At 73.6% G+C, this 26,366-nt stretch carries 31 protein-coding genes; 16 read left to right on the plus strand and 15 right to left on the minus strand.

Going from position 1 to position 26,366, the window contains the following annotated elements:
- Positions 1 to 19 precede the first annotated feature (19 nt).
- Positions 20 to 805, plus strand: coding sequence for an SDR family oxidoreductase (locus tag FB558_RS04820; protein ID WP_142048487.1), 786 nt, complete (start codon positions 20 to 22; stop codon positions 803 to 805).
- Positions 802 to 1,239 (plus strand): hypothetical protein, encoded by a 438-nt coding sequence (locus FB558_RS04825; RefSeq protein WP_142048489.1) that lies wholly within the window; start codon positions 802 to 804, stop codon positions 1,237 to 1,239. The genes FB558_RS04820 and FB558_RS04825 overlap by 4 nt, the downstream gene beginning before the upstream one ends.
- Positions 1,240 to 1,607: 368 nt before the next feature.
- Here FB558_RS04825 and FB558_RS04830 read toward each other — a convergent pair whose 3' ends face one another.
- Entirely contained in the window at positions 1,608 to 1,913 is a 306-nt protein-coding gene (locus FB558_RS04830) for a hypothetical protein (RefSeq protein WP_142048491.1), read from the minus strand.
- A 109-nt stretch (positions 1,914 to 2,022) separates the two neighbouring features.
- Between FB558_RS04830 and FB558_RS04835 the strand changes: the two genes are divergently transcribed.
- Positions 2,023 to 2,301, plus strand: a complete 279-nt coding sequence (locus tag FB558_RS04835; protein WP_142048493.1) for a DUF6158 family protein — start codon at positions 2,023 to 2,025, stop codon at positions 2,299 to 2,301.
- 24 nt (positions 2,302 to 2,325) lie between these two features.
- Here FB558_RS04835 and FB558_RS04840 read toward each other — a convergent pair whose 3' ends face one another.
- Positions 2,326 to 2,778: a MarR family winged helix-turn-helix transcriptional regulator gene (locus FB558_RS04840; protein WP_170231189.1), complete on the minus strand. Its 453-nt coding sequence runs from the start codon at positions 2,776 to 2,778 to the stop codon at positions 2,326 to 2,328.
- Positions 2,779 to 2,842: 64 nt separating this feature from the next.
- On the opposite strand from FB558_RS04840, the gene FB558_RS04845 reads away from it, so the two are divergent.
- On the plus strand, positions 2,843 to 3,328 hold the full coding sequence (locus FB558_RS04845; RefSeq protein WP_211366091.1) for a hypothetical protein: 486 nt from the start codon (positions 2,843 to 2,845) through the stop codon (positions 3,326 to 3,328).
- Here the strand turns inward: FB558_RS04845 and FB558_RS04850 are convergent.
- The 5 genes from FB558_RS04850 to FB558_RS04870 form a co-directional block, all read right to left on the minus strand.
- Positions 3,249 to 4,097, minus strand: coding sequence for a glycerophosphodiester phosphodiesterase (locus FB558_RS04850; RefSeq protein ID WP_142048497.1), 849 nt, complete (start codon positions 4,095 to 4,097; stop codon positions 3,249 to 3,251). The genes FB558_RS04845 and FB558_RS04850 overlap by 80 nt on opposite strands.
- The gene (locus FB558_RS04855) at positions 4,081 to 5,430 is read right to left on the minus strand and encodes an ABC transporter substrate-binding protein (RefSeq protein WP_142048499.1); all 1,350 of its coding nucleotides are present in this window, start codon (positions 5,428 to 5,430) and stop codon (positions 4,081 to 4,083) included. The genes FB558_RS04850 and FB558_RS04855 overlap by 17 nt, the downstream gene beginning before the upstream one ends.
- Positions 5,431 to 5,450: 20 nt before the next feature.
- Positions 5,451 to 6,311: a carbohydrate ABC transporter permease gene (locus tag FB558_RS04860; RefSeq protein ID WP_142048501.1), complete on the minus strand. Its 861-nt coding sequence runs from the start codon at positions 6,309 to 6,311 to the stop codon at positions 5,451 to 5,453.
- Positions 6,308 to 7,270 carry a carbohydrate ABC transporter permease gene (locus FB558_RS04865; RefSeq protein ID WP_142048503.1) on the minus strand — a complete coding sequence of 321 codons (963 nt, stop codon included), beginning with the start codon at positions 7,268 to 7,270 and terminating at the stop codon, positions 6,308 to 6,310. Before FB558_RS04865 ends, FB558_RS04860 begins: the two co-directional genes overlap by 4 nt.
- Positions 7,271 to 7,439: 169 nt before the next feature.
- Complete coding sequence (locus FB558_RS04870) at positions 7,440 to 8,231, minus strand: IclR family transcriptional regulator (protein ID WP_170231190.1); 792 nt, start codon at positions 8,229 to 8,231, stop codon at positions 7,440 to 7,442.
- Between the two features lie 105 nt (positions 8,232 to 8,336).
- On the opposite strand from FB558_RS04870, the gene FB558_RS43805 reads away from it, so the two are divergent.
- From FB558_RS43805 to FB558_RS04915, 9 genes are read left to right on the plus strand one after another with little or no spacing between them, the layout of a single operon-like run.
- On the plus strand, positions 8,337 to 9,194 hold the full coding sequence (locus tag FB558_RS43805) for an HpcH/HpaI aldolase/citrate lyase family protein (RefSeq protein WP_142048507.1): 858 nt from the start codon (positions 8,337 to 8,339) through the stop codon (positions 9,192 to 9,194).
- On the plus strand, positions 9,191 to 10,339 hold the full coding sequence (locus FB558_RS43810) for a CaiB/BaiF CoA transferase family protein (protein WP_142048509.1): 1,149 nt from the start codon (positions 9,191 to 9,193) through the stop codon (positions 10,337 to 10,339). Before FB558_RS43805 ends, FB558_RS43810 begins: the two co-directional genes overlap by 4 nt.
- Positions 10,336 to 10,824 carry a MaoC family dehydratase gene (locus FB558_RS43815; RefSeq protein WP_142048511.1) on the plus strand — a complete coding sequence of 163 codons (489 nt, stop codon included), beginning with the start codon at positions 10,336 to 10,338 and terminating at the stop codon, positions 10,822 to 10,824. The genes FB558_RS43810 and FB558_RS43815 overlap by 4 nt, the downstream gene beginning before the upstream one ends.
- Positions 10,821 to 11,975 carry an acyl-CoA dehydrogenase family protein gene (locus FB558_RS04890; RefSeq protein ID WP_142048513.1) on the plus strand — a complete coding sequence of 385 codons (1,155 nt, stop codon included), beginning with the start codon at positions 10,821 to 10,823 and terminating at the stop codon, positions 11,973 to 11,975. The genes FB558_RS43815 and FB558_RS04890 overlap by 4 nt, the downstream gene beginning before the upstream one ends.
- 16 nt (positions 11,976 to 11,991) lie before the next feature.
- Positions 11,992 to 13,014, plus strand: a complete 1,023-nt coding sequence (locus FB558_RS04895; RefSeq protein WP_142048515.1) for an LLM class flavin-dependent oxidoreductase — start codon at positions 11,992 to 11,994, stop codon at positions 13,012 to 13,014.
- Positions 13,011 to 14,036, plus strand: a complete 1,026-nt coding sequence (locus FB558_RS04900; protein WP_142048517.1) for a TRAP transporter substrate-binding protein — start codon at positions 13,011 to 13,013, stop codon at positions 14,034 to 14,036. The genes FB558_RS04895 and FB558_RS04900 overlap by 4 nt, the downstream gene beginning before the upstream one ends.
- Before the next feature lie 8 nt (positions 14,037 to 14,044).
- A complete protein-coding gene (locus FB558_RS04905; protein ID WP_142048519.1) occupies positions 14,045 to 14,584 on the plus strand; it encodes a TRAP transporter small permease in 540 nt (179 codons plus the stop codon).
- Positions 14,584 to 15,891 carry a TRAP transporter large permease gene (locus FB558_RS04910; RefSeq protein WP_211366094.1) on the plus strand — a complete coding sequence of 436 codons (1,308 nt, stop codon included), beginning with the start codon at positions 14,584 to 14,586 and terminating at the stop codon, positions 15,889 to 15,891. Before FB558_RS04905 ends, FB558_RS04910 begins: the two co-directional genes overlap by 1 nt.
- Positions 15,888 to 17,081, plus strand: coding sequence for an MmgE/PrpD family protein (locus tag FB558_RS04915; RefSeq protein WP_142048521.1), 1,194 nt, complete (start codon positions 15,888 to 15,890; stop codon positions 17,079 to 17,081). Before FB558_RS04910 ends, FB558_RS04915 begins: the two co-directional genes overlap by 4 nt.
- A gap of 9 nt (positions 17,082 to 17,090) precedes the next feature.
- Here the strand turns inward: FB558_RS04915 and FB558_RS04920 are convergent, their stop codons facing one another.
- The gene (locus tag FB558_RS04920) at positions 17,091 to 17,600 is read right to left on the minus strand and encodes a mycothiol transferase (protein WP_142048523.1); all 510 of its coding nucleotides are present in this window, start codon (positions 17,598 to 17,600) and stop codon (positions 17,091 to 17,093) included.
- Positions 17,601 to 17,719: 119 nt separating this feature from the next.
- Between FB558_RS04920 and FB558_RS04925 the strand changes: the two genes are divergently transcribed.
- Positions 17,720 to 18,526, plus strand: coding sequence for an SAM-dependent methyltransferase (locus FB558_RS04925; protein ID WP_142048525.1), 807 nt, complete (start codon positions 17,720 to 17,722; stop codon positions 18,524 to 18,526).
- 103 nt (positions 18,527 to 18,629) lie between these two features.
- On the opposite strand, the gene FB558_RS04930 is transcribed toward FB558_RS04925, so the two are convergent.
- Positions 18,630 to 18,869: a DUF397 domain-containing protein gene (locus FB558_RS04930; protein ID WP_142048527.1), complete on the minus strand. Its 240-nt coding sequence runs from the start codon at positions 18,867 to 18,869 to the stop codon at positions 18,630 to 18,632.
- A gap of 106 nt (positions 18,870 to 18,975) precedes the next feature.
- Between FB558_RS04930 and FB558_RS04935 the strand changes: the two genes are divergently transcribed.
- Both FB558_RS04935 and FB558_RS04940 read left to right on the plus strand, forming a co-directional pair.
- Positions 18,976 to 19,245, plus strand: a complete 270-nt coding sequence (locus tag FB558_RS04935; protein WP_142048529.1) for a hypothetical protein — start codon at positions 18,976 to 18,978, stop codon at positions 19,243 to 19,245.
- A 256-nt stretch (positions 19,246 to 19,501) separates the two neighbouring features.
- A complete protein-coding gene (locus FB558_RS04940; protein ID WP_246106255.1) occupies positions 19,502 to 21,421 on the plus strand; it encodes a primary-amine oxidase in 1,920 nt (639 codons plus the stop codon).
- 72 nt (positions 21,422 to 21,493) lie between these two features.
- On the opposite strand, the gene FB558_RS04945 is transcribed toward FB558_RS04940, so the two are convergent.
- From FB558_RS04945 to FB558_RS04970, 6 genes are read right to left on the minus strand one after another with little or no spacing between them, the layout of a single operon-like run.
- Positions 21,494 to 22,360: a siderophore-interacting protein gene (locus FB558_RS04945; protein ID WP_425467966.1), complete on the minus strand. Its 867-nt coding sequence runs from the start codon at positions 22,358 to 22,360 to the stop codon at positions 21,494 to 21,496.
- 5 nt (positions 22,361 to 22,365) lie between these two features.
- Positions 22,366 to 22,572: an MbtH family protein gene (locus FB558_RS04950; protein WP_281288552.1), complete on the minus strand. Its 207-nt coding sequence runs from the start codon at positions 22,570 to 22,572 to the stop codon at positions 22,366 to 22,368.
- Positions 22,569 to 22,820, minus strand: coding sequence for a phosphopantetheine-binding protein (locus FB558_RS04955; RefSeq protein ID WP_246106256.1), 252 nt, complete (start codon positions 22,818 to 22,820; stop codon positions 22,569 to 22,571). The genes FB558_RS04950 and FB558_RS04955 overlap by 4 nt, the downstream gene beginning before the upstream one ends.
- The gene (locus FB558_RS04960; protein ID WP_142048535.1) at positions 22,817 to 23,506 is read right to left on the minus strand and encodes an isochorismatase family protein; all 690 of its coding nucleotides are present in this window, start codon (positions 23,504 to 23,506) and stop codon (positions 22,817 to 22,819) included. Before FB558_RS04960 ends, FB558_RS04955 begins: the two co-directional genes overlap by 4 nt.
- A gap of 5 nt (positions 23,507 to 23,511) precedes the next feature.
- On the minus strand, positions 23,512 to 25,176 hold the full coding sequence (locus tag FB558_RS04965; RefSeq protein ID WP_142048537.1) for a (2,3-dihydroxybenzoyl)adenylate synthase: 1,665 nt from the start codon (positions 25,174 to 25,176) through the stop codon (positions 23,512 to 23,514).
- Positions 25,173 to 26,354 carry an isochorismate synthase gene (locus tag FB558_RS04970; RefSeq protein ID WP_142048539.1) on the minus strand — a complete coding sequence of 394 codons (1,182 nt, stop codon included), beginning with the start codon at positions 26,352 to 26,354 and terminating at the stop codon, positions 25,173 to 25,175. Before FB558_RS04970 ends, FB558_RS04965 begins: the two co-directional genes overlap by 4 nt.
- Between the last annotated feature and the right edge of the window lie 12 nt (positions 26,355 to 26,366).

Consider the following 26,366-nt stretch of genomic DNA (forward strand, 5'->3'; position numbering starts at 1 on the left):
CAGCAGGAAGGGGACAGGCATGGGGAACAGGAGTGACGAGGTACTCGTCACGGGGGGCCGCGGCACGCTCGGTCGTCTCGTCGTGAGGCGGCTGACCGCCGCGGGGGTTCCGGTGCGGCTGGTCAGCCGCCGGCCGCGGCCGGCGGACGCGCCACCACCGGTCACCTGGATCACCGGCGACCAGACCGACCCGGTCGGCATGAGGGCCGCCCTCGACGGTGTCGGCGCCGTCGTGCACTGCGCGAGCAGCGTCAGGTCGAAGGCCGACCTCGTCGGCGCGCGCGTCCTGGTCGACGCCGGTGCCGCCACCGGACGGCCGCACGTCGTCTACATCAGCATCGTCGGGGTCGACCGGATCCCGCTCGGCTACTACCGGGTCAAGCATCAGGTCGAGGCCGTGCTGCAGGAGTCGGGGCTGCCGGTGACGATCCAGCGGGCGACGCAGTTCCACGAGCTGTTCCTGGAGGCCACCAGGATGCTCAGCCGGTCGCCCCTGGTCCCGGTGCCCGCAGGGGTGTGGTTCCAGCCGATCGCGGCCGACGAGGTGGCCGCGAGACTCGTCGCACTGGTATCGGGCGAGCCGCGAGGCCGCATGCCCGACATCGGCGGTCCCGACGTGCATCGCGGCGAGGATCTCGTCCGGGCCTGCCTCCACCGGCTCGGGAAGCGTCGCCTCGTGGTGCCGATCCCCGCATGGGGAAGGACCGTGTCGGCGTACCGGGCGGGATACCACCGCACTCGGGGGCCCGCCCACGGCCGCACGACGTTCACCGAGTTCCTCCACTCGACGGGAGCCGCCGCGTGAACGCCGGACTCGTGGTGCGGGCCGGGCTCGCCGCGTTCGCGGTGGTCGAGACGGCCCTGGGCCTGTGGACCTCGGTGCTGCCGCGCAGCTTCTACGACGTCGTGCCCGGCGTCGACATGCAGCCCTACAACGAGCACCTGCTGCGCGACTACGGCTTCATGAACCTGGCGCTGGCACTCGTGTTCTGGGTTGCGCTCACCCGCTCGGGGGAGGTGTGGATGGCGAGGACCGCGTTCGGCGCCCTCCTGGTGTTCGCCGCGCCGCACCTCGCGTTCCACATGGCTCATCTCGACGGGCTCACCACGGGCGAGCTGCTGTACCTCGTGATCAGCCTGTGGCTGGCGGTGCTGATCCCCGTACTGCTGATCGCGTTGACACGTGTGGTCCCCGATCAGCGCCCGGCCGAAGGGCGCCCGAGGTCTCCCTCGGCGTGACGGCGGTGGGCGGGCGGGCTCGGAGAAGCCGATCGCCGCGGGCGGTCAGGTGGTTCAGCGCCACCTGTCGAGCACCGCGTCCACCCGCAGCCCAGCACACCGAGCACGTCCAGCGGGGACACCGAGGTGCTGCCGGCCAGCGCCGCCTCCGCGGCCGCACCGACCCGATGCTCGATCGAGGGCACCTCCATGGTGCCGGGAGCCCGCCGCGCGCAGCTGCTCGCCCGGTCGTTCGGGGCCGCATGCCCGGTGGCGGATGCCGTGTCGGGCGGCGGGCGTCCGGCGGAATCAGTGGCGCGAACACCGGTCGCCCGACCTGATCGACGTGAGCGAGTGCTGGGAGCCGGCGATCGCCGGTGGTCAACGCCCTACGAACGCTCGATCGGCACCCGGATCGAACGGCCGTCGGCCGCGAGCAGCCCGCTGCGCCGCGCGTCCTCGATCATGGACGCCCAGCGCTGCGGCCAGTCCGGGGCGGTGGGGCTCATGATCGCCAGCGAGCGGAGGACGGCCACGTCCATCAGAACGGCGTCCGCGCCCGCCGGCTCGCCGGTGCCAGTCGTCTGGAGGGCGGTACGCAGGCCGTCGGCGTCGAGGTCGGTGCGCAGGCGCACGCCGGCCAGGTCGTCGGGGTCCTGCACGACGGCGCCCTGCACCGTCAGTCGCACGATCACCCGATCGATCCTGCCCGATCACCGGCGGGGGACGCGCGCCGGTGGGCGTGACGAGGGACGTGCCGCGGCCGCAGGCATGGTCGCTGCGCGCACCGGGCACTCCTGCCCCATGACGGACCGATCGCACGGCATCGCGCCCGACGAGCTCGCCGACGACGACCTCCGCCGCGAGGTGGCCCACCTGCACGAGACCCGGCACGAGACGCTCCTGCACGGCAGCGAGTCCGCGCTGCGGGCGCACACCGAGCGGATGCTGGCGCTCGAGCAGGAGTTCCTGCGCCGCTTCCCGCAGGACAGCGCGCCCGACCCGCAGCGCACCCGGGCCGGCAGCCGCGAGCACGCCGGCCAGCCGGTGCCCGGCCGCGACCTGGGCGGCTCCCCCTACTGACCCGCGGTCCCCCGGGGCGAGGGGTCAGCGGTCCGCGGACAACCGGCGGGCGTGCCCGCGGTTCAGCTCCCCGAGGCGGCGGAGGTCGTCGGCCAGCCCGTGCAGCTCCCGCGCGGGGCGCGACCCCAGCAACCGCCCTGCGTCGTCCAGGAGCGGCTGCCACACCGCGCCACGCAGGTCGGCGTGCGCGTCGGAGACCTCGACGATGTGCGCCCGCCGGTCGTCGCGGCTCGCGCGGCGCGTGACGTAGCCGGCGCCCTCGAGCCGGTCGACCACCTTGGTGACGGCGGCCGGGCTGAGGTGGCTCGCCGCGGCGAGCGCGCCCGCCGTCATCGGCCCGTCGCGCTCGAGGATCTCCAGGCAGCGCAGGTCGTTGCGGTTGACGCCGTAGCGGGCCGCGACGGCGTCGAGCAGGGCCTCGGTGGCGGCGTGCAGCTCGCGAGCCGCGCGCACGACCGCGGCCGCCTCGCTGTCCATACCGACTCCTTCGCACGGTGTACATTTCACGGCGTAAATCATCTTACCGCCGTGGAGGACCACCATGCCGAACCGGCACCTGCCCGCGATCGCCGCGGGGCTCTACTCCGCCTGGGGACTGCTGCACCTCGGCCTGGGCACGGCGATGTCGTGGAGCGCGCTCGCGAGCGGTCCGCCCGCGGGCGAGCTCGAGGCCGAGAGCGCGATGTACTTCCTCTGCGCCATCGTCTTCGGCGTCCAGGCGATCGTCGTCGCCCTCACCCTCAACCGGCGCAACGACCGCGTCGGCTACTGGCTGAACCTCGCGGTGCTCGGGGCCGTCGACGCCGCGTTCCTCGTCGTCATGGTCGTTCCCGGACACGTCGACGTCGCCGGCGGCCTCTCCGGCCCGCTCCTCTGGTGCCTCGCGGCCGCCGTCTCGACGGCCGCGCTGCGCTCCGGGGGAGTCCCCGCGCAACAGCCGGAACCGGCTACGACGCCAGCGCCTCCGCACCCGCCGGGCTCCAGCGCCGCCCGTGCCAGCTCCGGAACGGGCCCGGCCGGTTGGTGATGACGCCGTCGACGCCCGAGGCGCCCGCGGCGCCCCACTCGTCGGGCTCGTCGAGCGTCCACGGGTACACGCTGTAACCGGCCTCGCGCAGCCGGGCCGCGAGGCCGGGCACCTGGCTGGGCAGCTGTCCGATCGGGTTGCAGCCGGCCACGTCGAGCGCGCGCAGCCGCCCGAGCAGTGCCTCGGGGTCCTCGCGGCGGAGCACGAGCAGCGACCGGGGCAGGTCGGGGGCGGCGTTGCGGGCCGCGGCGACCGTCTCCGGCTCGAACCCCTGCAGGATCGTGCGCCCGGCCAGGCCGTGGCGCCGGATCGCGGCGACCGGCCCGGCGAGCTGCGCGGCCGTCCAGCGGCCCTTCAGCTCGATGAGCCAGCCGACGTCCGGGTGCGCCGCGCCCCACTCGGCGACGGCGCCGAACATGGGCACCCGCGCGCCGGCGAACTCGGACCCGAACCAGCTGCCGGCGTCGGCCGCACCGAGCGCCGCGGCCGTGAGCTCGGCCACCGGGGCGTCGATCCCGGTGGTCCGCAGCGCGGACGCGTCGTGGATGACGGCGGCGTCGCCGTCGGCGGTGAGCCGCAGGTCGATCTCGATGAGGTCGCTGCCGGCGGCGACGGCCGCGGCGAACGCCTCGATCGTGTTCTCCGGGGCGGACGCCGAGTCGCCGCGGTGGGCGATGGTGCGGATCCGGCCGGGCTGCGGGCGGAGGGCTTCGGGGAGCAGGTCGCTCGGCTGCGTGCCCCCACTGCGCGGGCTAGAGATAGCGGGCAACGTTCTGCTCGTACGAGGTGGTGATCTCGGCGGCGGCCGCGGAGAAGGCGGTGGCCGGGTTCTCGTTCTGGAGCATGATCCTTTCCAGGGCCGTGGTGAGGTACTGGTCGCCGGACGGGACGAAGGTGCGCACCCAGTCCTGCACGCGGGTGGTCGCGAGCTGGTCGACGGCGGTGCGGGCCTGCGGGCGCTCGGCGAACACCGCGGCCATGTCGGGGCTGTCGACGGCCGAGGTGCGCACCGGCATGTAGCCGGTGCCGGCGGAGAAGTGGGCCGTCTGCTCGGGCTCGGTGAGGAACTTCAGGAACATCCCGGCGGCGAGCTGCTGCTCGGGCGACTTCGCCGAGGCGATCGCGATCCCGGTACCGCCGGTGGGGCAGGCGGGGCCCGCGGGGCCTTCGGGCAGGAACCCGGTGCCGACCTCGAACTGCGCCTGCTTCAGGATCGCGCTCAACGACCCGGTGGAGGCCATGGTGCACGCCGTGACGCCCGCCGTGAAGTCCACGACGTACCCGTCCGATGCGCCGGCGGACACGGCGGCGACCTTCCGGTCGTTGACCATCGCTCGCAGGTACTCCCCCGCGTCCAGGGTCTCCGGCTTGTCGAGGGTCACCGTCCATTCGTCGGAGTACGCCCCGCCGCGACCCCACATGATGTTGCAGAACCACCACGCCGTCCACGACGGGCCCTTGCCCAGGCCCAGCGGCGGCGCGCCGACGACCCCGGCGAGCGCCGGCGCCCACTGCTCGTACTCGTCCCACGTCTGCGGGGCGCGGTCGGGCAGTCCGGCGCGCTGCCAGACCTCGCGGTTGTAGTAGAAGAGCGGCGTGGAGCGCGCGTAGGGCAGCGCCCAGTGCTGGTCGTTGAACGCGTAGTCGTCGTAGAGGGTGCGGTTGTAGTCGGCGGTGTCGATCTGCAGGTGCTGCGCCAGCCCCTCGAGCGGGATGATCTGGCCGTTGATCATGTAGCGGAACCACCAGACGTCGCTGGCGCCCACCAGGTCGGGCACGTTGTCCGTGCCGCTGGCCGCCTGGAAGCGCTGGGCGATCTCCTCGTAGTCCTTGCCCGCGGTGACCAGGTTGACCGTGATGCCCGGGTTCTGCTCCTGGAAGCGGCGGATGTACTCCTGCTCCAGCGCGATGGAGGTGCCGGGGTGGTTGCTCCACCAGGTGATCTGCGAGGCCGGCTGCACACCGGACCAGTCGGTGTCGCTCTGCGCGGCGCCACCGCCGCCGCTCAGGCTCGGCCCGCCGCAGGCGGCCAGCGCGGCCGAGCCGCCCAGCAGGGCACCCAGGCGCAGCAGGTCGCGCCGGGAGAGGTCGAGAGTACGCATCGAACGCCTTTCGAGGAGGTTCAGCCGGTGACGGCGCCGGCGACCAGCCCGGCGACGATCCGGCGCTGGAGGAGGAGGAAGACGGCGAGGACGGGCACCGTGACCAGGACGGTGCCGGCCATGACCACGCCCCAGTCGGTGAGGCCGTCGCTGTTGATCAACAGGGTGAGCCCGACGGGGAGCGTCATCATCTCCGGCCGGTCGATCACCAGCAGCGGCCAGAGGTAGTCGTTCCACTCGGTGACGATCGAGACGAGGCCGACGGCGGCGATGGTGGGCCCGGACAGCGGCACCACGAACCGCCACAGCCGCCGCCAGTGCCCCGCACCGTCCAGCTCCGCGGCCTCGAGGATCGAGCGGGGCAGGGTGAGGAAGTGCTGACGGAACAGGAACGTGCCGAACGCGCTGGCCAGCCCGGGCATGATCAAGCCCTGGTAGGTGTTGAGCCAGCCGAGGTCGGCGATCAGCACGTAGTTCGGGATGAGCACGATCTGCTGGGGCACCAGCAACGCGCACACGACCAGCCAGAAGAAGAACCGGCGGAACGGGATGTCGAGGAACACCAGCGCGTAGGCGGTCATGAGCCCGAGCAGCATCTTCAGCCCGGCCCCGAGCACGGTGGCGATCGCGCTGTTGACGAAGAACCGGCCGAACGGCACGGTCTGCGTGGCCGTGCCGTAGTTCGTGGGCGCGAACGACTCGGGCAGCCACTGGATCGGCAGCCGGTAGATCTCGTCGAGGCCCTTGAAGCTGGCCAGGACCATCCAGACCAGCGGCAGCACCATCACCGCGACGGCGAGCGCCAGCGCGAGGTAGCCGCCCACGGCGGGCCGCGGCGCCCGGGGCGCGGCGACCGGTGCGTCCCGCGTCACGACGCTCATGAGTAGTGCACCTTCTTCTCCACGAACCGCAGCTGGACCACGGTGATGGCGAAGAGCACCACGAACAGGATCGTCGCGACCGCCGAGGAGTATCCGGCGCGGCCGTTCGCGAATCCCTCGAGGTAGATCTGGTACATCATCGTGGTCGTTCCCTCGAGCGGTCCGCCGTTCGTCATCGCGCGAATGATGTCGAACGACTGCAAGGACGTCAGCAGCGTCGTGATGCTGAGGAAGAACGTGGTGGGGCCGAGTAGCGGCAGCACCACGGAGAAGAAGGTCCGAGTGCTGGAGGCACCGTCGAGGGTGGCCGCTTCGAGCAGATCCTTGGGCACCGCCTGCAATCCGGCGAGGTAGATGATGGCCACGTATCCGACGTTCTTCCAGAGGTACACGATGATGATCATCGCCAGTGCCCACTGCGGATCCGTGTACCAGTCCGGCGAACCGATTCCGACGACCCGCAGCAGCGCGGAGAGCACACCGAAGTTCGGGTCGAACACGAACAGCCACAGCAACCCGATCGCGACGCCCGAGAGCACGTACGGGGCCACGACGATCGTGCGGGCCGCGCCGCGCAGGCGCAGCTTCCGGTTGAGCAGCAGGGCCAGCAGCAGCCCGATCACCATGCCACCGCCCACGGTGGCCAGCGTGAACACCGCCGTGATGGCGACGGTGCGCGGCGTACCGGGGTCGGAGAACCACGCCACGTAGTTGTCCAGCCCGATCGGGATCGCGGTCGGCGAACCCAGGTTCCACTGCAACGTGGAGTAGAAGAAGGACTGCAGCAGCGGGCGGTAGGTGAACACCACCAGCAATGCGATGTTCGGCCCGGCGAGAACAGCGAAGAGCAGCCAGTTGCGCAGCCGGTTGCGAGATCGGGCGCGCCGTCGGGAATCGGGCGCACGACGCAACCCGGCCGGCCGGATCGGGGCGTCCGGCGGCGAGGTGGCGGTGGACATGTTGCGGGGAGGTCCTCCCTGGTGGGTGCGATCACCCTAGAGTGCCGACACGCCCGGGATCAAGGGGCCGACGAGAGAAGTCCGATGTTTGCAGGGCGATGTCGTTGAGCGTTCACCCGCCGTTTCCCGGGCAGCCGGGATGTCCGTTCCGCGCCCGTTCCGGGAACCGTCAGCGCATGGCCGCGCTCACCCGCTCCGCGGCCGCCACCGCCGCGGCTCCCAGCGTCACGGCGCGATCGGCGTCGAACCGCTGCTGCGGCGCGGAGACGGCCAGCGCCCCGACCGGGCGGCCCGCCGCGTCGACGACGGCCGCCGCGACGGCGCCCACGCCCGAGCGCCAGCTCTGGTCGGCGATCGCGTAGCCGCGCCCGCGCACCGCGCGCAGCTCGGCGGCCAGCGCGTCCGGATCGGTGATCGTCTGCTCCGAGTAGCGCTCCAGCGCGTCGCCGACCAGGGACCGCGCCTCGACCGCGGGCAGGCGGGACAGCACCGCCCGCCCGCTGCAGCTCGCGTGCAGCGGGACCGGCGTGCCCAGCCGCACCCAGGTGCGCACGGGCTCGGGGCTGTCCAACCGGTCGATCACCACGAGGGCCGCGGGACCGGCGTCGGAGGCCGGGGCGTGCTCGGCGCCGAACCCGATGAGGTGGATGGTCTCGCGGGTCGCGTCGCGCAGGTCCTGCATCACGGCGTGCGCGGCCTCCCGCAGGCCGTGCTCGGCCGAGCCCCGCAGCCCCACGGCGAGCGCCCGCCCGGTGAGCGACCAGCGCTGCGGCCCACCCGGCGGCGCCGCGATCCAGCCGGCCTCGCGCAGGCTCACCAGGCAGCGCTGCACGGAGCTCTTCGGCACGCCGGTGACCCGGGCGATCTCCGAGACCCCCACGGGCTGCAGCTCCGACACCGCCTCGAGCACGCGCAGGGCGGTCCGGACGACGCGCATGCCCGACTCGGCGGCAGGACTCATCAGAGGTCTCCTCTTGACAGGCGCGGACGACTCCCCGATGGTGGCACGAGCCCGGACCGCAGCACGGAACATGTGCCGGGAGACGGCACGAATGGAGGAGCGGAGATGCTCGTGGGCCGGACGCTCCTCTTCGTGCCCGGCGACCGGCCGGAGCGCATCGGGAAGGCGGTCGCCACCACCGCCGACGCGGTCGCGGTCGACCTCGAGGACGCCGTCGCCCCGGACGCGAAGGCCCGGGCCCGGGAGGCCGTCCCCGGCGCGGTCGCCGCCACACCCCCGCGAGCCGGGCTGTTCCTGCGCGTGAACGCCCTGGACACCCCCCACTTCGCCGACGACATGGCCACCGTCGCCGCGCTGCTGCCCCGGCTGGCCGGCGTGCTGCTGCCGAAGGTGGAGGACGCCAGGGCCGTGCAGCGCCTGGACGAGCTGCTCACCGGGCTCGAGGCGGCCGCGGGCCGTCCGGTCGGCGCCACGGCCGTGCTCCCGATCGTCGAGACCGCACGCGGTGTGCTGGCCGCGCCCGCCGTCGCCGCGGCCGGTCCGCGGGTGGCGACCCTGCTGTTCGGCACCCTCGACCTGGCCTCCGACCTCGGTGTGACGCCCACCGTCGATGGCCGGGAGCTGCTGCACGCCCGTTCGCAGGTGGTGCTCGCGACCGCGGCGGCCGGGCTGCCCGGCCCGCTCGACGGCCCGCACGCCGCCCTCGACGACGCCGACGGCCTGGTCCGCGCGAGCGTGCTGGCCCGCGAGCTCGGCTTCACCGGCAAGGTCGTGCTGCACCCGCGCCAGCTCGCGCCGGTGCAGGAGGCGTTCTCCCCGACGGCCGCCGAGCTCGCGCGCGCCCGGGAGGTCGTCGCGGCCGCGCGGGAAGCCGGCTCGGGCGCGTTCCGCCTCGCGGACGGCACCTTCGTGGACGCCCCGGTGCTGCGCCGGGCCACCGCGCTGCTGGGGGTGCAGGAATGACCGCTCTCCCGCTGGACGGCGTCACGGTCGTCGGCCTGGAGCAGGCCGTGGCCGCACCGTTCGCCACCCGCCAGCTCGCCGACCTCGGCGCGCGCGTCATCAAGGTCGAGCGCCCCGACGGCGGCGACTTCGCCCGCGGCTACGACACGGTGGTGGGAGGCGAGTCCAGCGCCTTCGTCTGGCTCAACCGCGGCAAGGAGTCGGTGCAGCTCGACCTGGCAGACCCGGACGGGTTCGCGACCCTGCACCGCCTGCTCGCCCGCGCCGACGTGCTGGTCGCCAACCTCTCCCCCGCCGCCCTCGAGCGCCGCGGGCTCACCGCCGCCGCGCTCGCGCCCCGGCACCCGCACCTGATCACGTGCGTGATCAGCGGTTACCCGCCCGGCGGCCCCTCCGCCCGGAAGAAGGCCTACGACGCGCTCGTGCAGGCCGAGGCCGGGCTGATGTCGCTCACCGGCAGCGCGGGGGCGCCGGCCAAGGTCGGCATCTCGATCGCCGACATCGCCGCCGGCTGCTACGCGTACAGCGGGGTGCTCGCGGCGTTGCGCCACCGCGACCGGACGGGCGAGGCGCTGCCGGTGGACGTCTCGCTGTTCGGCGCGCTCACCGAGTGGATGGCCTACCCGCTCTATTACACGCGCCACTCCGGCACCGCGCCGGAGCCGATGGGCACCGCGCACCCCACGATCGCCCCGTACGGGGCAGTGACGGCTGCCGACGGGCGGTCGATCATGATCGCCGTGCAGAACGAGCGCGAGTGGACGCGGTTGTGCGCCGAGGTCCTCGACGACCCCGCGCTCGCCGCCGACCCGCGGTTCACGTCCAACTCCCGGCGCGTGGCCCACCGCGCCGAGCTGGACGCCGCGCTCGCGGCCGCGTGCGCCGGGCACCCGGCCGACGTCCTGATCGCGCGCCTCGACACCGCCGGCATCGCGTGGAGCCGGTTGACCGAGCTGGCCGACCTCGCCGACCACCCGGAGCTCGCGCCCGACGGGCGCTGGCTCTCGACCACGACTCCCGCGGGCGAGGTGCGCACGCTGCGCCCGCCCGCGGCGCCGAGCGACCGGGTGGCCACCGACGGCGCCGTGCCCGCGCTCGGCGCGCACACCGCGGCCGTGCTGGCCGAACTGGAGGAGGGACAGTGACCGTCCACACCGGATGGCAGGGCCGGTTCTACGAGGACTTCGTGGTCGGTGACGTGTACGAGCACCCGCTCGGGCGCACGGTCACCACCACCGACAACATCTGGTTCACGCTGCTCACGCAGAACACCGCGCCGCTGCACTTCGACCACGAGTACGCCAAGCGCACCGAGTTCGGGAAGCCGCTGGTGAACTCCGCGTTCACGCTGGCGCTCGTCACCGGCCAGACGGTCACCGACGTCTCGCAGAACGTGTTCGCGAACCTGTCGTGGGACGGGATCAGGCTGCCGAACCCCGTGTTCGAGGGCGACACGATCCACTCCCGCTCGACGGTCGAGGCCGTGCGGGAGTCGAGGTCCCGGCCCGGGCTCGGCCTCGTCACCGTGAGCACCACCGGGTACAAGCAGACCGGCGAGACCGTCGTGGAGTTCACCCGCACGCTGCTGGTCTACAAGCGCGGGCACGGCCCGCGGGCGGAGGGTTCATGACCGAGAAGGCCGAGCTGCGCAAGGACCTGCGCGAGCTCATCGACCGCATCTGCGCCGACTACCCCGACGCCTACTGGCGCGAGGTCGACGAGGCCCGGCGCTACCCCGAGGAGTTCGTCGACGCCCTCACCGGCACCGGCTGCCTCGGCGCGCTCGTGCCCGAGGAGTACGGCGGCCTGGGCCTGGGCCTCGGGGACGCCTCGGTCCTGCTGGAGGGCATCAACGCCAACGGCGGCAACGCCGGGCCGGTGCACGCGCAGCTCTACACGATGGGCTCGGTGCTGCGGCACGGCAGCGAGGAGCAGAAGCGCCGCTACCTGCCCGGCATCGCGTCCGGGGAGCTGCGGCTGCAGGCGTTCGGCGTCACGGAGCCGACCGCGGGCACCGACACCACGAGCATCCGCACCACCGCCCGGCGGACCGACGACGGTTACGTCGTCAACGGGCAGAAGGTGTTCATCTCCCGCGTGCAGCACTCCGACCTCATGCTGCTGCTGGCGCGGACCACCCCGCGCGAGGAGGTGGCGCGCAAGTCCGAGGGGCTGTCGCTGTTCCTGCTCGACCTGCGCGAGGTGAAGGGCGTCGAGCTGCGGCCCCTTCGCACGATGGTCAACCACGAGACCAACGAGGTCTTCCTCTCAGACGTCCACATCCCCACCGACGCGCTCATCGGCGAGGAGGGCAAGGGCTTCCGCTACGTGCTCGACGGCATGAACGCCGAGCGCATCCTCATCGCCGCGGAGTGCATCGGCGACGGGCGCTGGTTCGTGGAGCGGGCCAGCCGCTACGCCACCGAGCGCGAGGTGTTCGGCCGCCCGATCGGGCGCAACCAGGGCGTCCAGTTCCCGATCGCGCGGGCGCACGTCCACGTGGAGGCGGCCGACCTCATGCGCTGGAAGGCCGCCGACCTGTTCGACGCCGGGCAGCCGTGCGGCGCCGAGGCCAACATGGCCAAGATGCTCGCCGCCGACGCCTCGTGGGAGGCCGCGGACGTCGCCCTGCAGACCCACGGCGGCTACGGCTTCACCGCCGAGTACGACATCGAGCGCAAGTTCCGCGAGACGCGCCTGTACCAGGTGGCGCCGATATCGACCAACCTCATCCTGTCCTACGTCGGCGAGCACGTGCTGGGCATGCCCCGCTCGTTCTGACCTGAGGAGTCCAACGATGGACGCTCCTGAATACGGCCTCGTCCTGTGCAGCCAGTTCCTGCCGGGCGACGACGCGGCGGCCCGCTTCGCCGAGCAGGTCGAGCAGGTGCACTTCGCCCGCGACCACGGGTTCACCTCGGTCTGGGCGACGCAGCACTACCTGGCCGAGGAGGTGCAGTACCTGCACCCGCTGGCCGTGCTGGGGCGGCTCGTGCCCGAGTCCGGCGACATGCGGATCGGCACCGCGATCACGCTGATGGCACTCGCCCACCCGGTGGACCTCGCCGAGCAGCTCGCGACGCTCGACATCCTCTCCGGCGGGCGGCTCGTCGTCGGCGCCGGTCTGGGCTACCGCGACGTCGAGTTCGACGCGTTCGGCGTGCCGCGCGACCGCAGGCTGCGGCGGTTCCGGGAGAACCTCGACCTGGTCCGCAAGCTCTGGACCGAGGACGAGGTCACCTTCGAGGGCGACGCGGGACGCATCGACGGGCTGCGCCCGCAGCTGCGGCCGGTGCAGCGCCCGCACCCGCCGATCTGGCTGGCCGGGCACACCGACTCCGCGCTGACCCGGACGGCGGCCACCGGGCTGCCGTGGATCGCCGCCGCCGCCCACGTCGACGCCGACCACCTGCACACGCAGGCCGCGTTCTTCCGCGCCCGGTGCGCCGAGCACGGCCGGGAGGCCGAGATCAACGTGCTGCAGGAGGTCTACGTCGGCGCGAGCGACGAACAGGCCGTCGAGGACGTGCGCGACGCGCTCGCCATGAAGTACGCGACCTACCGCTCGTGGGGCCAGGACCGGATCCTGCCCGACTCGCAGAGCTTCGACCGGGAGTTCGACGAGCTGCGCCGCGGCCGGTTCGTCCTCGGCGGGCCGCAGACCTGCCGCGACCGGCTCGCCGAGCTGATCGCGACGACCGGCGCCGCGCACGTCCTGCTGCGCCCGCAGTGGCCCGGCCTACCGCATGAGCGCGTGATGGAGAGCCTGCAGCGGCTCACCGACGAGGTGCTGCCCGCGCTGGCGGGGGTGCCCGCATGAGCGCGACGTTCGGGCGGCGGGCCTTCCTCGCCGCGGCCGGGCTCGGGATCGCGGGCCTCTCCGGCTGCGCCCGCGCGGAGGCCGGCGGCCCGCAGACGGTCACCACCACGACCTACATCCCGCAGTCCTACGACGACCTCTACCCCGGCATCCAGACGTTCATGGACACCCTCGCCACGGCGAGCGGCGGCCGGATGGCCTGCGACATGTTCGACTCCGGCGCCCTGCTCGGCGCCGAGCAGCTCCTCCCGGGCCTGCTGCTCGGGGTGACCGACGTGATGTTCCAGACCAGCTCGTACGTCTCGTCGAGCTTCCCGATCCTCGGCGCGGCGGAGCTGCCCTTCGGCGCCGAGGACTTCGCGAAGCAGCGCCGCGCCCTCGATCCCGACGGCCCGCTGTACGCGCTGATCAACCAGCAGCTGGCCGAGCAGCGCGTGCGGCTGCTCGGCGGGATGCCGTGCACGTTCGAGTACCTCTGGACCGTCGACCGACCGATCCTGGAACCCGCCGACGCCCGCGGCCTGCGGATCCGCGTCGCCGGCGAGATCGAGGGCGAGACCGTCAAGGCGCTCGGCGGGGCGCCGGTGTTCATGGGGTCCTCGGAGGTGTTCGAGGCCCTCGAGCGCGGGACCATCGACGGGCTGATGAGCTACCTGGGCACGATCGTGTCCCGGGACCTGCAGGAGATCGTCCGGTACGGGACGCGCGCGCACGTCGGGGCCTACACCGTCGACGCCTACTGCCGCACCGACTGGTACGACGCCCAACCGCCACCGCTGCGCGCCGCGCTCGACGAGGCCGGCCGCGCCCTCTACCGCGACGGCACCGAGGTGATGGTCGGCGTGCACGAGGGCGAGTACCTGAAGGCGGTGCTCGAGGGCGGCGTCGAGCTGGTCGAACCGAGCGGCGCGAAGCTGCAGGCGTTCCGCGCGGCCGTGGAGCCGGTCTACGGGCGGTGGGAGCACCTGATCGGCGACCCCGCCGTCACCGACCGGGCCGTCGCACTGATCAACGAGGCCTAGGAGGAACCGTGGATGGAATCCGCCGGGCCGTGCTGGCCTGCACCTGGGCGATGGCCGTCGTCGCGATGGTCGTCGTCGGGGTGATGATGCTGACGATCAGCTACGACGTGGTGATGCGCTACGCGTTCGTCGCCCCCACCGACTGGGCCTACCCGCTCAACTCCGCCGGTGTCCTCGTCGCGACGGTCCTCGCGGTGCCGCACCTGTACGCGACGGGCAACCACATCTCGATGGACCTGCTGCACCGCGCCCTGCCCGCGGGCGCGCGCCGGGCCGCCGACGCGGTGACGACGGTGGCGACGGCGTTCCTCGGGCTGGTGCTCGCCGTCACCGCGTTCCACTCCATGGCGGTCGCCTGGGCGGGCGGTCTCATCGGTGCCGGCACGTTCAACATCCCGCTGTGGGTGCCCGATGCCGTCCTGGGCGTCTCAGGAGTGTTCCTCGTCCTGGTGGCGCTGCTGTTCCCGGCCACTCCCCCGGACGCGCACGCTCCGGCCGCCGTGCCCGGTGACGTCGACGCCCGCGCCGATGCGCAGGGGGTGGCCTGATGATCGCCGATGGTGTGGTCGTCGCGCTCGCGGTGGCGCTGCTGCTGGTGCTCATCGCGCTGCGGACGCCGATCTTCGTGGCGCTCGGCGTGGCCGGCGTCGCCGGCCTGCTGGGCATGGGCGGGTTCACCGGCGTGGAGCTCGTGCCGCTGGCGCTGGTCTCCCAGCTGCAGGAGTACGCGCTCGTCGCGGCGCCGCTCTACATCCTGCTCGGCGAGGCACTGGCCGTCAGCGGGCTGGGCCGGGACCTGTTCGGTGCCGCGCACCGCTGGTTCAACCGGGTGCCCGGCGGCCTGGGGGCGTCGGCGGTGGGATCGTCGACGATCTTCGGCGCGATGTCCGGGGTGAGCATCTCCTCGGTCGCGGTGATCGGCCGGATGGCCGTGCCCGAGATGCTGGAGCGCGGCTACAAGCCGGCGTTCGCGAGCGGCACCGTCGCGGCGTCCGGGGCGCTCGCGATGCTGATCCCGCCGAGCCTGATGTTCATCCTGTACTCGTCGGTGACCGGCGAGAGCGTGGCGGACCTGTTCGCCGGCGGGCTGATCCCCGGGCTGCTGCTCGCCGCCATGATGATCACCTACGTCGTGGTGCGCGCGAAGCTCTCGCCCGCCGACGCGCCGGTCGACCCCGACCGCTTCACCTGGCGCGAGCGGCTCGTCGCGCTGGGGAGGATCTCCCCCGCGCTGCTGCTGATCCTGCTCGTGCTGGGCTCGATCTACACCGGGATCGCGACGCCCACCGAGGCGGCCGCGGTCGGCGCGCTCGCGGCGTTCGTCGTCACCGGCGCGATCTACCACAAGCTCGGCTGGGCGAACCTCAAGCGGATCTTCGTCTCGACGGCGCAGGTCACCGCGGCCATCCTCGCGATCGTCGGCGCGGCCTTCGTGTTCACGCAGATGCTGGTGCTGGCCCGGGTGCCGGACGCGTTCACCGCGTTCATCGTCGGGCTCGACGTCCCGCCCACCGTCATCATGATCGGGATCATGCTGGTGCTGGTGCTGCTCGGGTGCCTGGTGGACGCCGCGTCGCTGCTGCTGGTCGTGACGCCGATCCTGGTGCCCGCGATCAGCGAGCTGGGCTACGACCCGCTGTGGTTCGGCGTGCTGCTGGTCGTGAACCTCGAGATCGCGGTGATCACGCCGCCGGTCGGGCTGAACCTCTACACGATGAAGTCGGTGGTCCCCGAGCTCGACCTCGCCGACATCTTCCGGGGCATCGCGCCCTACGTCGCCATCGAAGGGCTCCTGCTGGTCATCATGATCGCCTTTCCGCAGATCGCCACGTTCCTGCCGGGGCTGCTCTCATGAGCGCCCGCATCGCCGAGCTGGCCGACTGGGCGTGCGACGTGCGCCCCGGCGACGCCGACCTCGAGTTGGCCCGGCGCTCGCTGGTCGACACCGTGGCCGTCACCCTCGCCGCGGTGGACGACCCGGTCGCCGGTTTCACCGCCGGGTCGGACGCGGCGCTGCGCTGGGCCGCGGTCGGGCACGTCCTGGACTTCGACGACGTGCACCTGCCCTCGACCTCGCACGTCAGCGTGGTGTGCACGGCCGCCACCCTGGCCTGCGGCGGCGGCGCGCGGGAGTACCTCGCCGCCGCGGGCGTGATGGCCCGCCTCGGCGCGGCGCTGGGCTGGGAGCACTACCGGTCGGGCTGGCACGCCACCTGCACCGCGGGCGCGCCGGCCGCCGCCGTGGCCGCCGGGCTCTCCCTCGGCCTGGACGCCGGGCGGCTCGCACGGGCGATGGCGCTGGCGGTGCCGGCCGCGGGCGGGGTGCAGCGCGCGTTCGGCACCGCCGCGAAGTCCCTGCAGGTGGGGTTCGCCGCGGCGGCGGGCGTGCGCGCCGCGCACCTGGCCGCCGCCGGGGCCTCGGCCGACCCGGCAGCGCTCGACCTCTGGTTCGACCTCGTCGGCGGTTCGGGCGAGGTGCAGCTGGCCGGGCCGCTCGTCCCCGAAGGGCTCGCGATCAAGCTCCACCCCTGCTGCTACGCGCTGCAGCGCCCGATCTCCGCCGCCCGCGCGCTGCCGCCCGTGCCGGTCGAGGAGGTGACGCGCCTGCGGGTGCGCACCCCGGCCGCCGCGCTGCAGCCGCTGATCCACGACCGGCCGCGGACCGGCCTGGAGGGCAAGTTCTCCCTGCAGTACGCCGTGGCGACCGCGCTGCTGGACGGCTTCCCCGGCGCCGCGAGCTTCACCGACGCCGCCGTCACCCGGCCCGCGGCGCAGCGGCTCGTCGGCTGCGTCGAGGTCGACGCGCCGGCCGGTGGCACCGGGATCCTCGACGGCGACGTGCTGATCGTGCGCGAGCACGCCGACGGCACGAGCGACGAGGCCCGCCTCGACGTGCCCGACGGCCACCCGCTGCGCCCGCCGACCGAGGAGGACCTCGCCCGGAAGGTCACCGACTGCGTCGGCGCGGACCGCGCGGCGCAGGTGCTGGCCCTGGACTGGCCGGGCGCGGCGGCCCTGCTGCACCGCACCCTCCCGCCGGGCTGACCGCACGGGTCAGCGGCGCTGCAGGATCCCGCGGACGAACGCGGCCTGCCCGGCGTGCTGCGCGCAGTCGTCCACCACGCTCACCAGCCGGACGCCCAGGGTGACGGGCGGGTCCCACGCCTCGTCGACCACGCGGTCGAGGTCGGTCCCGGTCAGCCGGCCGATGTAGTCGAGGCTGGCCGCGGCCACGGCGTCGTAGTAGTCGGTGAGCAGCTCCGGGGACCCCACCCGCACCGCGGCCACCTCGTCGGAGGAGTGCCCGTAGCCGATCGCGCCGACTCCGAAGGGCAGCGCGAAGCGCTCGGCGAAGCCCTGCGCGGTCCACACCTGCTCGGTGCCTGCGACACCGGCCACGTGGTCGTCCTGGACGCGGGTGAGGTGCCAGACGAGCCAGCCGATGGAGTTGGCCTGCGGGTCCACGCGGAAGGCGAGCTGCTCCGCGGACAACCCCTCGACGGCGGCGTGCACCTCCTCCCCGATGCGCGAGTACGAGTCGGTCAGCAGGGCGGCGACATCCACGGCTCGACACTACGTCGGTAAGCGCTCACCGCGCGGCTTCCCGTAGCGCGACGATCACGCTACTGTCGGCGCGCACATCGGACGGGGGCGGCCGGGACGGGCCGCCGGAGGAGGGTTGCGTGGACGACCAGGTGCCGGCGTCCTCCGATGTCGACCTCTCCCGCCCCTCCATCGCCCGCGTGTACGACTACCTGCTGGGCGGCAAGGAGCACCTCGACGTCGACCGGCGCGCCGCGAACGCCCTGCTCAACGTCGTCCCCGAGGCCGCCGAGATCGCCAAGGACAACCGCAGCTTCCTGCGCCGCGGGGTGGAGTACCTGGTGGGCGAGGCCGGCATCCGCCAGATCGTCGACGTCGGCTCCGGGCTCCCGAGCGCCGGCAACGTGCACGAGGTCGCGCACGCCGTCGATCCGGGCACGCGCATCGCCTACGTCGACAACGACCCCGTCGTGCTGGCCCACGCGCGGGCGCTGCTCGCCACCGACGAGCGCACCACGGTGGTCACGGCCGACCTGCGGAAGCCCGACTCGATCTTCGACCAGCTCGGCGCGAACGACCTGATCGACCTCGACGAGCCCGTCGCGGTGCTGCTGAGCGGTGTGCTGCACCACCTCTCCGACGACGACGACCCGGCGGCGGTCGTCGCCACGGTGCGCGACCGGCTCGCCGCAGGCAGCCACCTGCTCATCACCCATTTCCTCTTCGACGACGAGTCGCGCGCGTTCGCGCTCGAGCGCGCCTTCCTGCACGGCGGGCTCGGCTCGGGCCGCTTCCGCTCGTGGGACGAGCTGCGCAGCTACTTCGGCGGTTGGGAACTGGTGGAGCCGGGCCTGGTGTACGCCAACGACTGGCGGCCCGACGAGCACACCCGGGTGGACGGGCCGGTGCATACGCTCTACGCGGGCGGGGTCGCGCGCAAGGCGTAGGGCAGGCGCCCGCTCATGTGATCAGACGTTCGGCGCGTTCCCGGGCGGATCCCGCCCGGGAACGCGCCGAACTCGTGATCATGTGACGGCGCGGTGCGCGGCCTCAGCCCGCCAGGTCGTCGAACTCCCCGTCCTTGGCCCCGCGGAGGAAGGCGGCGATCTCGGCCCGCGTGTACACGAGGGCGGGGCCGTGCGGGTCGCGCGAGTTCCGCATCGCGACCGCACCGCTCGCCAGGGCCGCCACCTCGATGCAGTCACCACTCGGGTTGCTCGCCCGGCTCTTGCGCCAGGTCACGGCACCGAGCTCGTCCGCGGCGATGCCGTTGTCCTCGATGTGCTGCATGTGCGTCTCCCCGATGCCAATCCCAGATGGGCGCGACAGATGTACGCGACGAATGTACTTGCAGACGTGCTTGCATCCGCAAGCCGGAGTGGGGACACTGACTCCCATGAGCGGGGGCGATCGGTCAGGTCCGGGTACCGTCGACACGATCACCGTGACCTGCTGCGTGGACAGCCGCGCGCACGAGGTTCCCGACGCCGAGCTCGCCGAGGCCGCCCGCCGTCTCGACGGCTACTTCCAGGCGCTCTGCGGCCACCGCATCACCGCCGCCTCGATGGTGGAGCCCGACGGCCAGCCGTGCCTGCTGTGCGCAGCGATCCGCGAACGCACCAGCGCCCCGCGCCGCGCCCCGCGCCTGCAGCGCATCCTGGGCTGATCCGGCCTCCTCCCCGAGCCTCCCCTCCACGATCGGGTACTGACCCGACGAACAGCACCCGCCCGGGCAGGGCGGGTGCTGCCGCCGGCCGGGGCGGACCCCGGCCGATGCGCCCGCAGCCGGGGGGATCACCGCGGACGCCTGGATGACTCCGCATCGGCGTGCGGTTCGTTACCCGGTTTCGGCCCGATCGGCGGGTGGTGTCGCCGGCCGGTGCGGGAGACAGTGGGGACGAACCCGGAGAAGGAGCCTTCTCGTGACCGCTACCGAGCAGCGTCCGTCCACCACCGTCACGCATCCCCTGGAGCCGTTGTCGGCCGCCGAGGTCGGGGCCGCAGCCGCGTTGCTGCGCGAGACCGGCCACGCCGGCCCCACGTGCCGGTTCGTCTCGCTCGTGCTGCACGAGCCGCCGAAGGCCGCGGTGCTGGCGTTCGACGCCGACGGCACCCCCACCGCCCGCGAGGCCTCCGCGGTCGTGCTGGACCGGGCCGACGGGCGCACCTACGAGGCCACCGTGTCGCTGACCGACTCGGCCGTGACGCGCTGGGAGCACGTGCCCGGTGTGCAGCCGCAAGTGCTGCTCGAGGAGTTCTTCGCCTGCGAGGAGATCGTCAAGGCCGACCCGGGCGTGCAGGAGGCCCTGCGGGAGCGCGGCATCACCGAGTTCGGCGGCGTGATGGTGGACCCGTGGTCGGCGGGCCACTACGGCGACGAGACCGAGGGCAGGCTGGTGCGGGCCCTGGTCTGGGTCAAGATCGGCGGGCCCGACGACAACGGCTACGCGCACCCCGTCGAGAACCTCGTCGTCTACGTCGACACCCTCGCCGGGCGGGTGGCGAAGCTCGAGGACCACGGCGTCGTGCCCGTGCCGCAGCAGCCCGGCAACTACACGGCCGCGGACGTGGAGCCGCGCACCGACCTGAAGCCGATCTCGATCACCCAGCCCGACGGCACGTCCTTCGCCGTGGACGGGCACGAGGTGCGCTGGCAGAAGTGGCGCTTCCGGGTGGGGTTCACCCCGCGCGAGGGCCTGGTCCTGCACACCGTGCGCTACGACGACGCCGGCCGGGAACGCCCCGTCCTGCACCGCGCGTCGCTCTCGGAGATGGTGGTGCCCTACGGCGACCCCGCTCCCACGCACCGGCGCAAGAACGCGTTCGACGCCGGCGAGTACAACATCGGCACCCTCGCCAACCCCCTCGAGCTGGGCTGCGACTGCCTCGGCGAGATCCGCTACTTCGACGCCGTGCTCGCCGACGGCGACGGGAACCCGCTCACGATCCCCAACGCCGTGTGCCTGCACGAGGAGGACCACGGCCTGCTGTGGAAGCACACCGACTTCCGCACCGAGAAGGTCGAGGTCCGCCGCTCCCGCCGGCTGGTGATCTCGTTCGTCGCCACCGTGGGCAACTACGAGTACGGCTTCTTCTGGTACCTCTACCAGGACGGCACGATCGAGTTCGACGTCAAGCTCACCGGGATCATGTCCACCGGCGCCGTGCCGCCCGGCACCACCCCGACCCACGGGCAGCTGCTCAACGCCGACGGCCTCTACGCGCCGATCCACCAGCACGTGTTCAACATGCGGCTGGACTTCGACGTCGACGGCACTGCCAACTCGGTCTACGAGATCGACACCGAGACCGACCCGCCCGGCCCGGACAACCCGCTGGGCAACGCGTTCCGCACCACCGCCACCCGGTTGGAGACCGAGTCGGCCGCGCAGCGGCGGGTGAGCCTGGACCGCGCCCGGTACTGGGTGGTGCGCAGCGCCGAGGCCCGCAACGCCGTCGGCGAGCCCACCGGGTACGCGATCAAGCCGCACGGCACGACGGTGCCGTTCGTGCGGCCGGAGGCCAGCGTCATGCGACGGGCCGGGTTCATGGCCCACCACCTCTGGGTCACCCCGTACGACGAGCACGAGCGGCACGCCGCGGGCGAGTACCCCAACCAGCACTCCGGCGGCGACGGCCTGCCCCGCTGGACCGCGGCCGACCGCGACGTCACCGACACCGACGTCGTGGTCTGGTACACGTTCGGCTCGCACCACGTGGCCCGGCTGGAGGACTGGCCGGTGATGCCGGTGCAGCACGTGGGCTTCCTGCTGCAGCCGGTGGGCTTCTTCGACCGCAACCCGGCCCTGGACGTCCCGCCTCCCCAGGGCCACTGCGAGTGACACCGGACGAACGGCACTTTCGTCGCTACCTAGCCGACGAGAGTGCCGTTGGTTCGGTGGGGGCTCGCCTCGTCAGTGGCCGTGGCCGTGGCCCTCGCCGTCGTTGTGGTCCTCGTCGAAGTTCGTCACGCCGCGCTTCCAGTAGCCGGTGATGTCGCAGTCCTCGTGGGGGATGCCCAGCTCGTCGCGCACCCAGCGGCGCAGCGGCTTGAGCACGCCCGCCTCGCCCGCCAGCCACACGAAGACGCGCTCGCCGCGCGGCACCTGCACGGTGCGGACGGCGCGTTCGAGGATGTCGCTGGTGCCGGGCGCCGCGGTGCCGCGGTGCAGCCACCGGACGGCGACGCCCTCCGGCGCGACGAGCTCGATCTCCTCGGACCCGTCGGCGACCTCGACGAACGTCCACCCGGCCGCGGTGGCCGGCAGTTCCTCCAGACGCCGGGCGATGGCCGGCAGGGCGGTGATGTCGCCACCGAGCAGGTAGCTGTCGTAGCTGTCGGGCACCACGACGCCGCCGGGCGGGCCTGCGACGTGCACGCGGGCGCCGGGGGCGACCGTCGTGGCCCAGTCCGCCGCGAGCCCGCCGGCGTGCAGCGCGATGTCGAGGTCGATCTCCCGGGCGTCCGGGTCGTAGCGGCGCACCGTGTACTCGCGGCTCACCGGCATGGGCCGCGGCCACCGCAGCTTGAGCCCGTCGGGCTCGGGCAGCCGCAGCTCGCCGTGCTCGTCGGGGAAGATCAGCTTGACGTGCTCGCACGGCGCGTGGCTCTCGAAGCCCGCCGCGCCGTCGCCGCCGAGGGTGAGGCGCAGCAGCGCCGAGCCCAGCATGCGGGCGCCGAGCACCTCGCACTCCCGGATGTGGATCGGGTACGGAACCCGCTCGCTGCTCGTGCCCGCCCTGACCTCGGCGATCCGCTCCAGGTGCCGTTCCCGTGCCATGGTCATCAGTGTCCCATCGCCGCGCGCAGGCTCCGCGGGCGCAGGTCGCTCCAGTGCTGCTCGACGAACTCCAGGCACGCCGCGCGGGTGTCCGGCCCGAAGGCCGGGCGCCAGCCCGCGGGCACCGGCGCGAACTCCGGCCAGAGCGAGTGCTGGTCCTCGTCGTTGACGAGCACGCGGAACGTGCCGTCCGGATCGTCGAAGGGGTTCACGCTCCCCCTCCGACCAGCTTCTCCCAGTGCCGCAGCACGGGCTGCTCGGCCAGGTCGGCGAACTCCAGCCCGGTGGCGCCGGCCTGCCGCCACTGCTCGACCAGCGACATCAACCGGATCGAGTCGACGCCGCGGTCGAGGAGGTCCTCGTCGGGGTCGATCTCGGCCGGGTCGCAGCCGAGCAGGTCGGCGACGTCGGCGCGGACCTGCTCGGGGGCGAGCACCGGGTCGTTCCCCGCGGCGTTCACCGCGCCGCTCCGGCGGGCACGCGCGCGTCCAGCGCCTCGAGCACCGCGGCCGTCGTGGTGACCACCCCGCAGCGCTGCGCCACGTACTCCAGCGCCTGCTCGTGGTGGCGGCGGGAGAAGTCGGCGACCCCGTCGGCGACGAGGAACGGCCGCACGTCGCGCATGAACGCCTCCACGGCCGTGGTCTGGCAGCCGATGTGCGCGTACACGCCGGTGATCAGCAGGTGGTCCCGCCCGCGCGCGGCGAGCTGCTCGGTGAACGTGCTGCGCTGGAACGCGCTGTAGCGCCACTTCGTCAGCTGCACGTCCGACGGGGCGGGCGCGAGCTCGTCCACGATCTCCGCGGCGTGCGGGTCGGTGTCGATCACCGCACCGATGCCGGCACCCCAGAACTCCGTGAGCAGGCCCCGGTCGCGGGGGTCCTGCCGCCCGGGCTGCGCGGTGTAGAACACCGGCACCCCGCGCTCGCGGCAGGTCGCGACGAGCGCGGCGACGTTGCGCATCAGGCTCGCCAGCGGTTCCGCGTCCGGCGCGTACGCGGCGAGGAAGTAGCGCTGCATGTCGTGCACGAGCAGCGCGGCCCGCGAGGGGTCGGGCCGCCACCCGACACGCCCGGCGGGGACGTCGGTCGCGTCCGGCAACGGGTAGGGCTCGATGCGGGGCAGTGACTCGCGGTTCCGGGACATGCTGCTCACCTCTCCTTCGATCCGGGCACCAGCGACCGGGCGATCGCGGCGCGCAGCTCTCGCTTGCTGGTCTTGCCGACGGGGGTGGCCGGGAACGCGTCGACGACGAGCACCCGGTCCGGCACGGTGAACGCGGCCACCCCGCGCTCGCGGACGAAGCGCCGCAGCTCACCGGCGCTGGGCCGGGCGCCGGCGACGGGCACCACGTAGGCGCAGCTGCGCTCGCCCAGGTACTCGTCGGGCACCCCGACCACGGCGGCGTCGAGGACGTCCGGGTGGGCCATGAGGTGGTTCTCGACCTCCTCGGCCGCCACCTTCTCCCCGCCCCGGTTGATCTGGTCCTTCACGCGTCCGACGACCTCGAGGTGCCCCGACGCGCACCGGCGCACGAGGTCACCGGTGCGGTAGAAGCCGTCGGGCGTGAACGCGGTGGCGTTGTGCGCGGCGGCGCGGTAGTAGCCGCGGATCGTGTACGGCCCGCGCGTGAGCAGGGCGCCGGTCTCCCCCGCGGGCACGTCCTCGTCCGTCAGCGGGTCGACCACGCGCACCTCGTCGTCGAGCGAGATCGGCCGCCCCTGCGTGACGAGCACGACGTCGGCGGGGTCGTCCAGGCGCGTGTAGTTGACCATGCCCTCCGCCATGCCGAACACCTGTTGCAGCGCGCAGCCCAGCGCAGGCCCGATCCGCGCGGCCAGCTCGGCGCCGCACTTCGCCCCACCGACCTGCAGCACCTCCAGGCTCGACAGGTCCAGCTCGGTGCGGGAGGCCGCCTGCACCCACGCGGCGGCGAGCGGCGGCACCACCCCCGTGATCGTCACGCGCTCGGCCTCGATGAGCCGGAACGCGGTGTCGGCATCGGGACGCGGGGCGAGCACGCAGGTGGCACCGGCGTGCAGGGCCCCGAGCACCCCCGGCGAGCTGAGCGGGTAGTTGTGCGCCACCGGGAGCGCGGCGAGGTAGACGCTCTCGGGGGTGAGCCGGCAGATCCGGGCGCTCTCCCGCACGCTGTAGAGGTAGTCGTCGTGCGTGCGCGGGATGAGCTTCGGCAGCCCGGTGCTGCCACCGGAGAGCTGCAGGAACGCCACGCCCGCCGGGTCGGGGTCGGGCAGCTCGCGCGGCGCCCGGCCCAGCTCGTCGAGGGCGAGCGCCCCGGCAGGCGGCTCCACAGCACCGATGTTCGCTCCGCAAGCTCCGCTCAGCACGACGACATGGCGCACCGACGCCACCCGGTCGGCGACCCGGCGCGCCAACGCGGCGTGGTCGTACCGGTCGTGGGCGTCGACCGTGACGATCGCGACGGCCTCGGCCTGCTCCGCGAAGTGCACCAGCTCGGTGTCGCGGTGCGCGGGCAGCGCGAACACCGGCCATGCGCCCACCCGGAACAGCCCGAACACCACCGGCAGGAACTCCGGCACGTTGGGCAGCTGCACCACCACCCGGTCGCCGGGGCGCACCCCCAGATCGACGAGCCCGGCGGCGAGCCGGTGCGCGCGCTCGTCCAGCTCGGCGTAGCTGAAGCGCGCGCCCTCCCCGACGACGGCGGTCCGGTCGGCGTGGGCCGCCGCCAGCGCCGTGAGCAGGGCGCCGAACGTCTGCCCGCGCCAGTGCCCGGCCGCGCGGTAGCGGGCGGCGAAGTCGGGGGGCCAGGGCGTGTGGTCCGGGCCTCTCATGCGTCCTCCAGCCCGATCGCCCGCAGCAGGGTGCGGAACTTCGCGCCGGTCTCGGCCAGCTCCGCGTCCGGGTCCGACCCCGCGACGACGCCCGCGCCCGCGAAGAGCCGCACCGTGTCGCCGCAGACCTCCGCGCTGCGCAGCGTCACGGCCCACTCGCCGTCGCCGTCGGCATCGCACCAGCCGACGAGGCCGCTGTAGTAGCCGCGGTCCACGCCCTCGATCTCGGCGATCGCGCCGCGCGCGGCCGCCAGCGGCGTCCCGCACACCGCGGGCGTCGGGTGCAGGGCCTCGGCCAGCGCGAGCGACGACACCGCGGGGTCGGCGAGGCGTCCGGTGACCGGGCTGGACAGGTGCCACATCGTCGCCGTGCCCAGCACCTCGGGCTCTGCGGGCACCGCCACGTCGGTGCAGAACCGGCCGAGCACCTCGGCCACCTGCGCGGTGACCAGGGCGTGCTCGCGGCGGTCCTTGTCCGATGCGCGCAGCGCCGCGATCCGGCGGGCGTCCTCGGCCGCGTCCCCGGCCCGCGGGAGGGACCCGGCCAGCGGGTTGGCGCGCACCGCGTCGCCGTCCCGGGAGACCAGCAGCTCGGGGCTCGCGCCGACGAGCGTGCGCGGCGCCGCGTCGCCGGGGGCGGTGACGTCGACGGCGAACGCGTGCGCCGCCGGGTCGGCCGCGACCAGCCGGGCCAGCAGCGCCGGCACCGGCACCGCCCGGTCCGCGGTGAGCTCCAGGCCGCGGGCCAGCACCACCTTCTCCAGCGCGCCGTCCGCGATCAGGCCCAGGGCGCGGCGCACCCCGTCGACGTAGCCCTGCGGCTCGGGCCGGCGCCGCACCGTGAAGCGGCCCGGCAGTGGCGGCGGCGCGGGCTGGGCGCTGCGGGCGCCTGCGCGGCGGACGAGCGCGGGCACGACGAGGCTCGCCTCCGCGTCCGGCCCGAAGCCGAGCGCGCCGACCACCACCGCGTCGTCGACCCCCGCCGCGACGGCACCGGCCAGTGCGTCGCGGGCCGCGTCGGCCCGCGGTCCGTCGCCGGTGCCGACCAGCGCGTGCACGCCGTCGGCGAGCAGGCTGCCGCTCGTCGAGGAGTAGAAGAACGAGCCCGGCAGGTAGGCCGCCAGCAGATCGGCCGCGCGATGCTCGGGACGCGGCCGGACCAGGGCCGGAGTGGACACGTGAGGTGTTCC

The sequence above is a fragment of the Pseudonocardia kunmingensis genome (genome assembly GCF_006716445.1).
GTDB lineage: Bacteria > Actinomycetota > Actinomycetes > Mycobacteriales > Pseudonocardiaceae > Pseudonocardia > Pseudonocardia kunmingensis.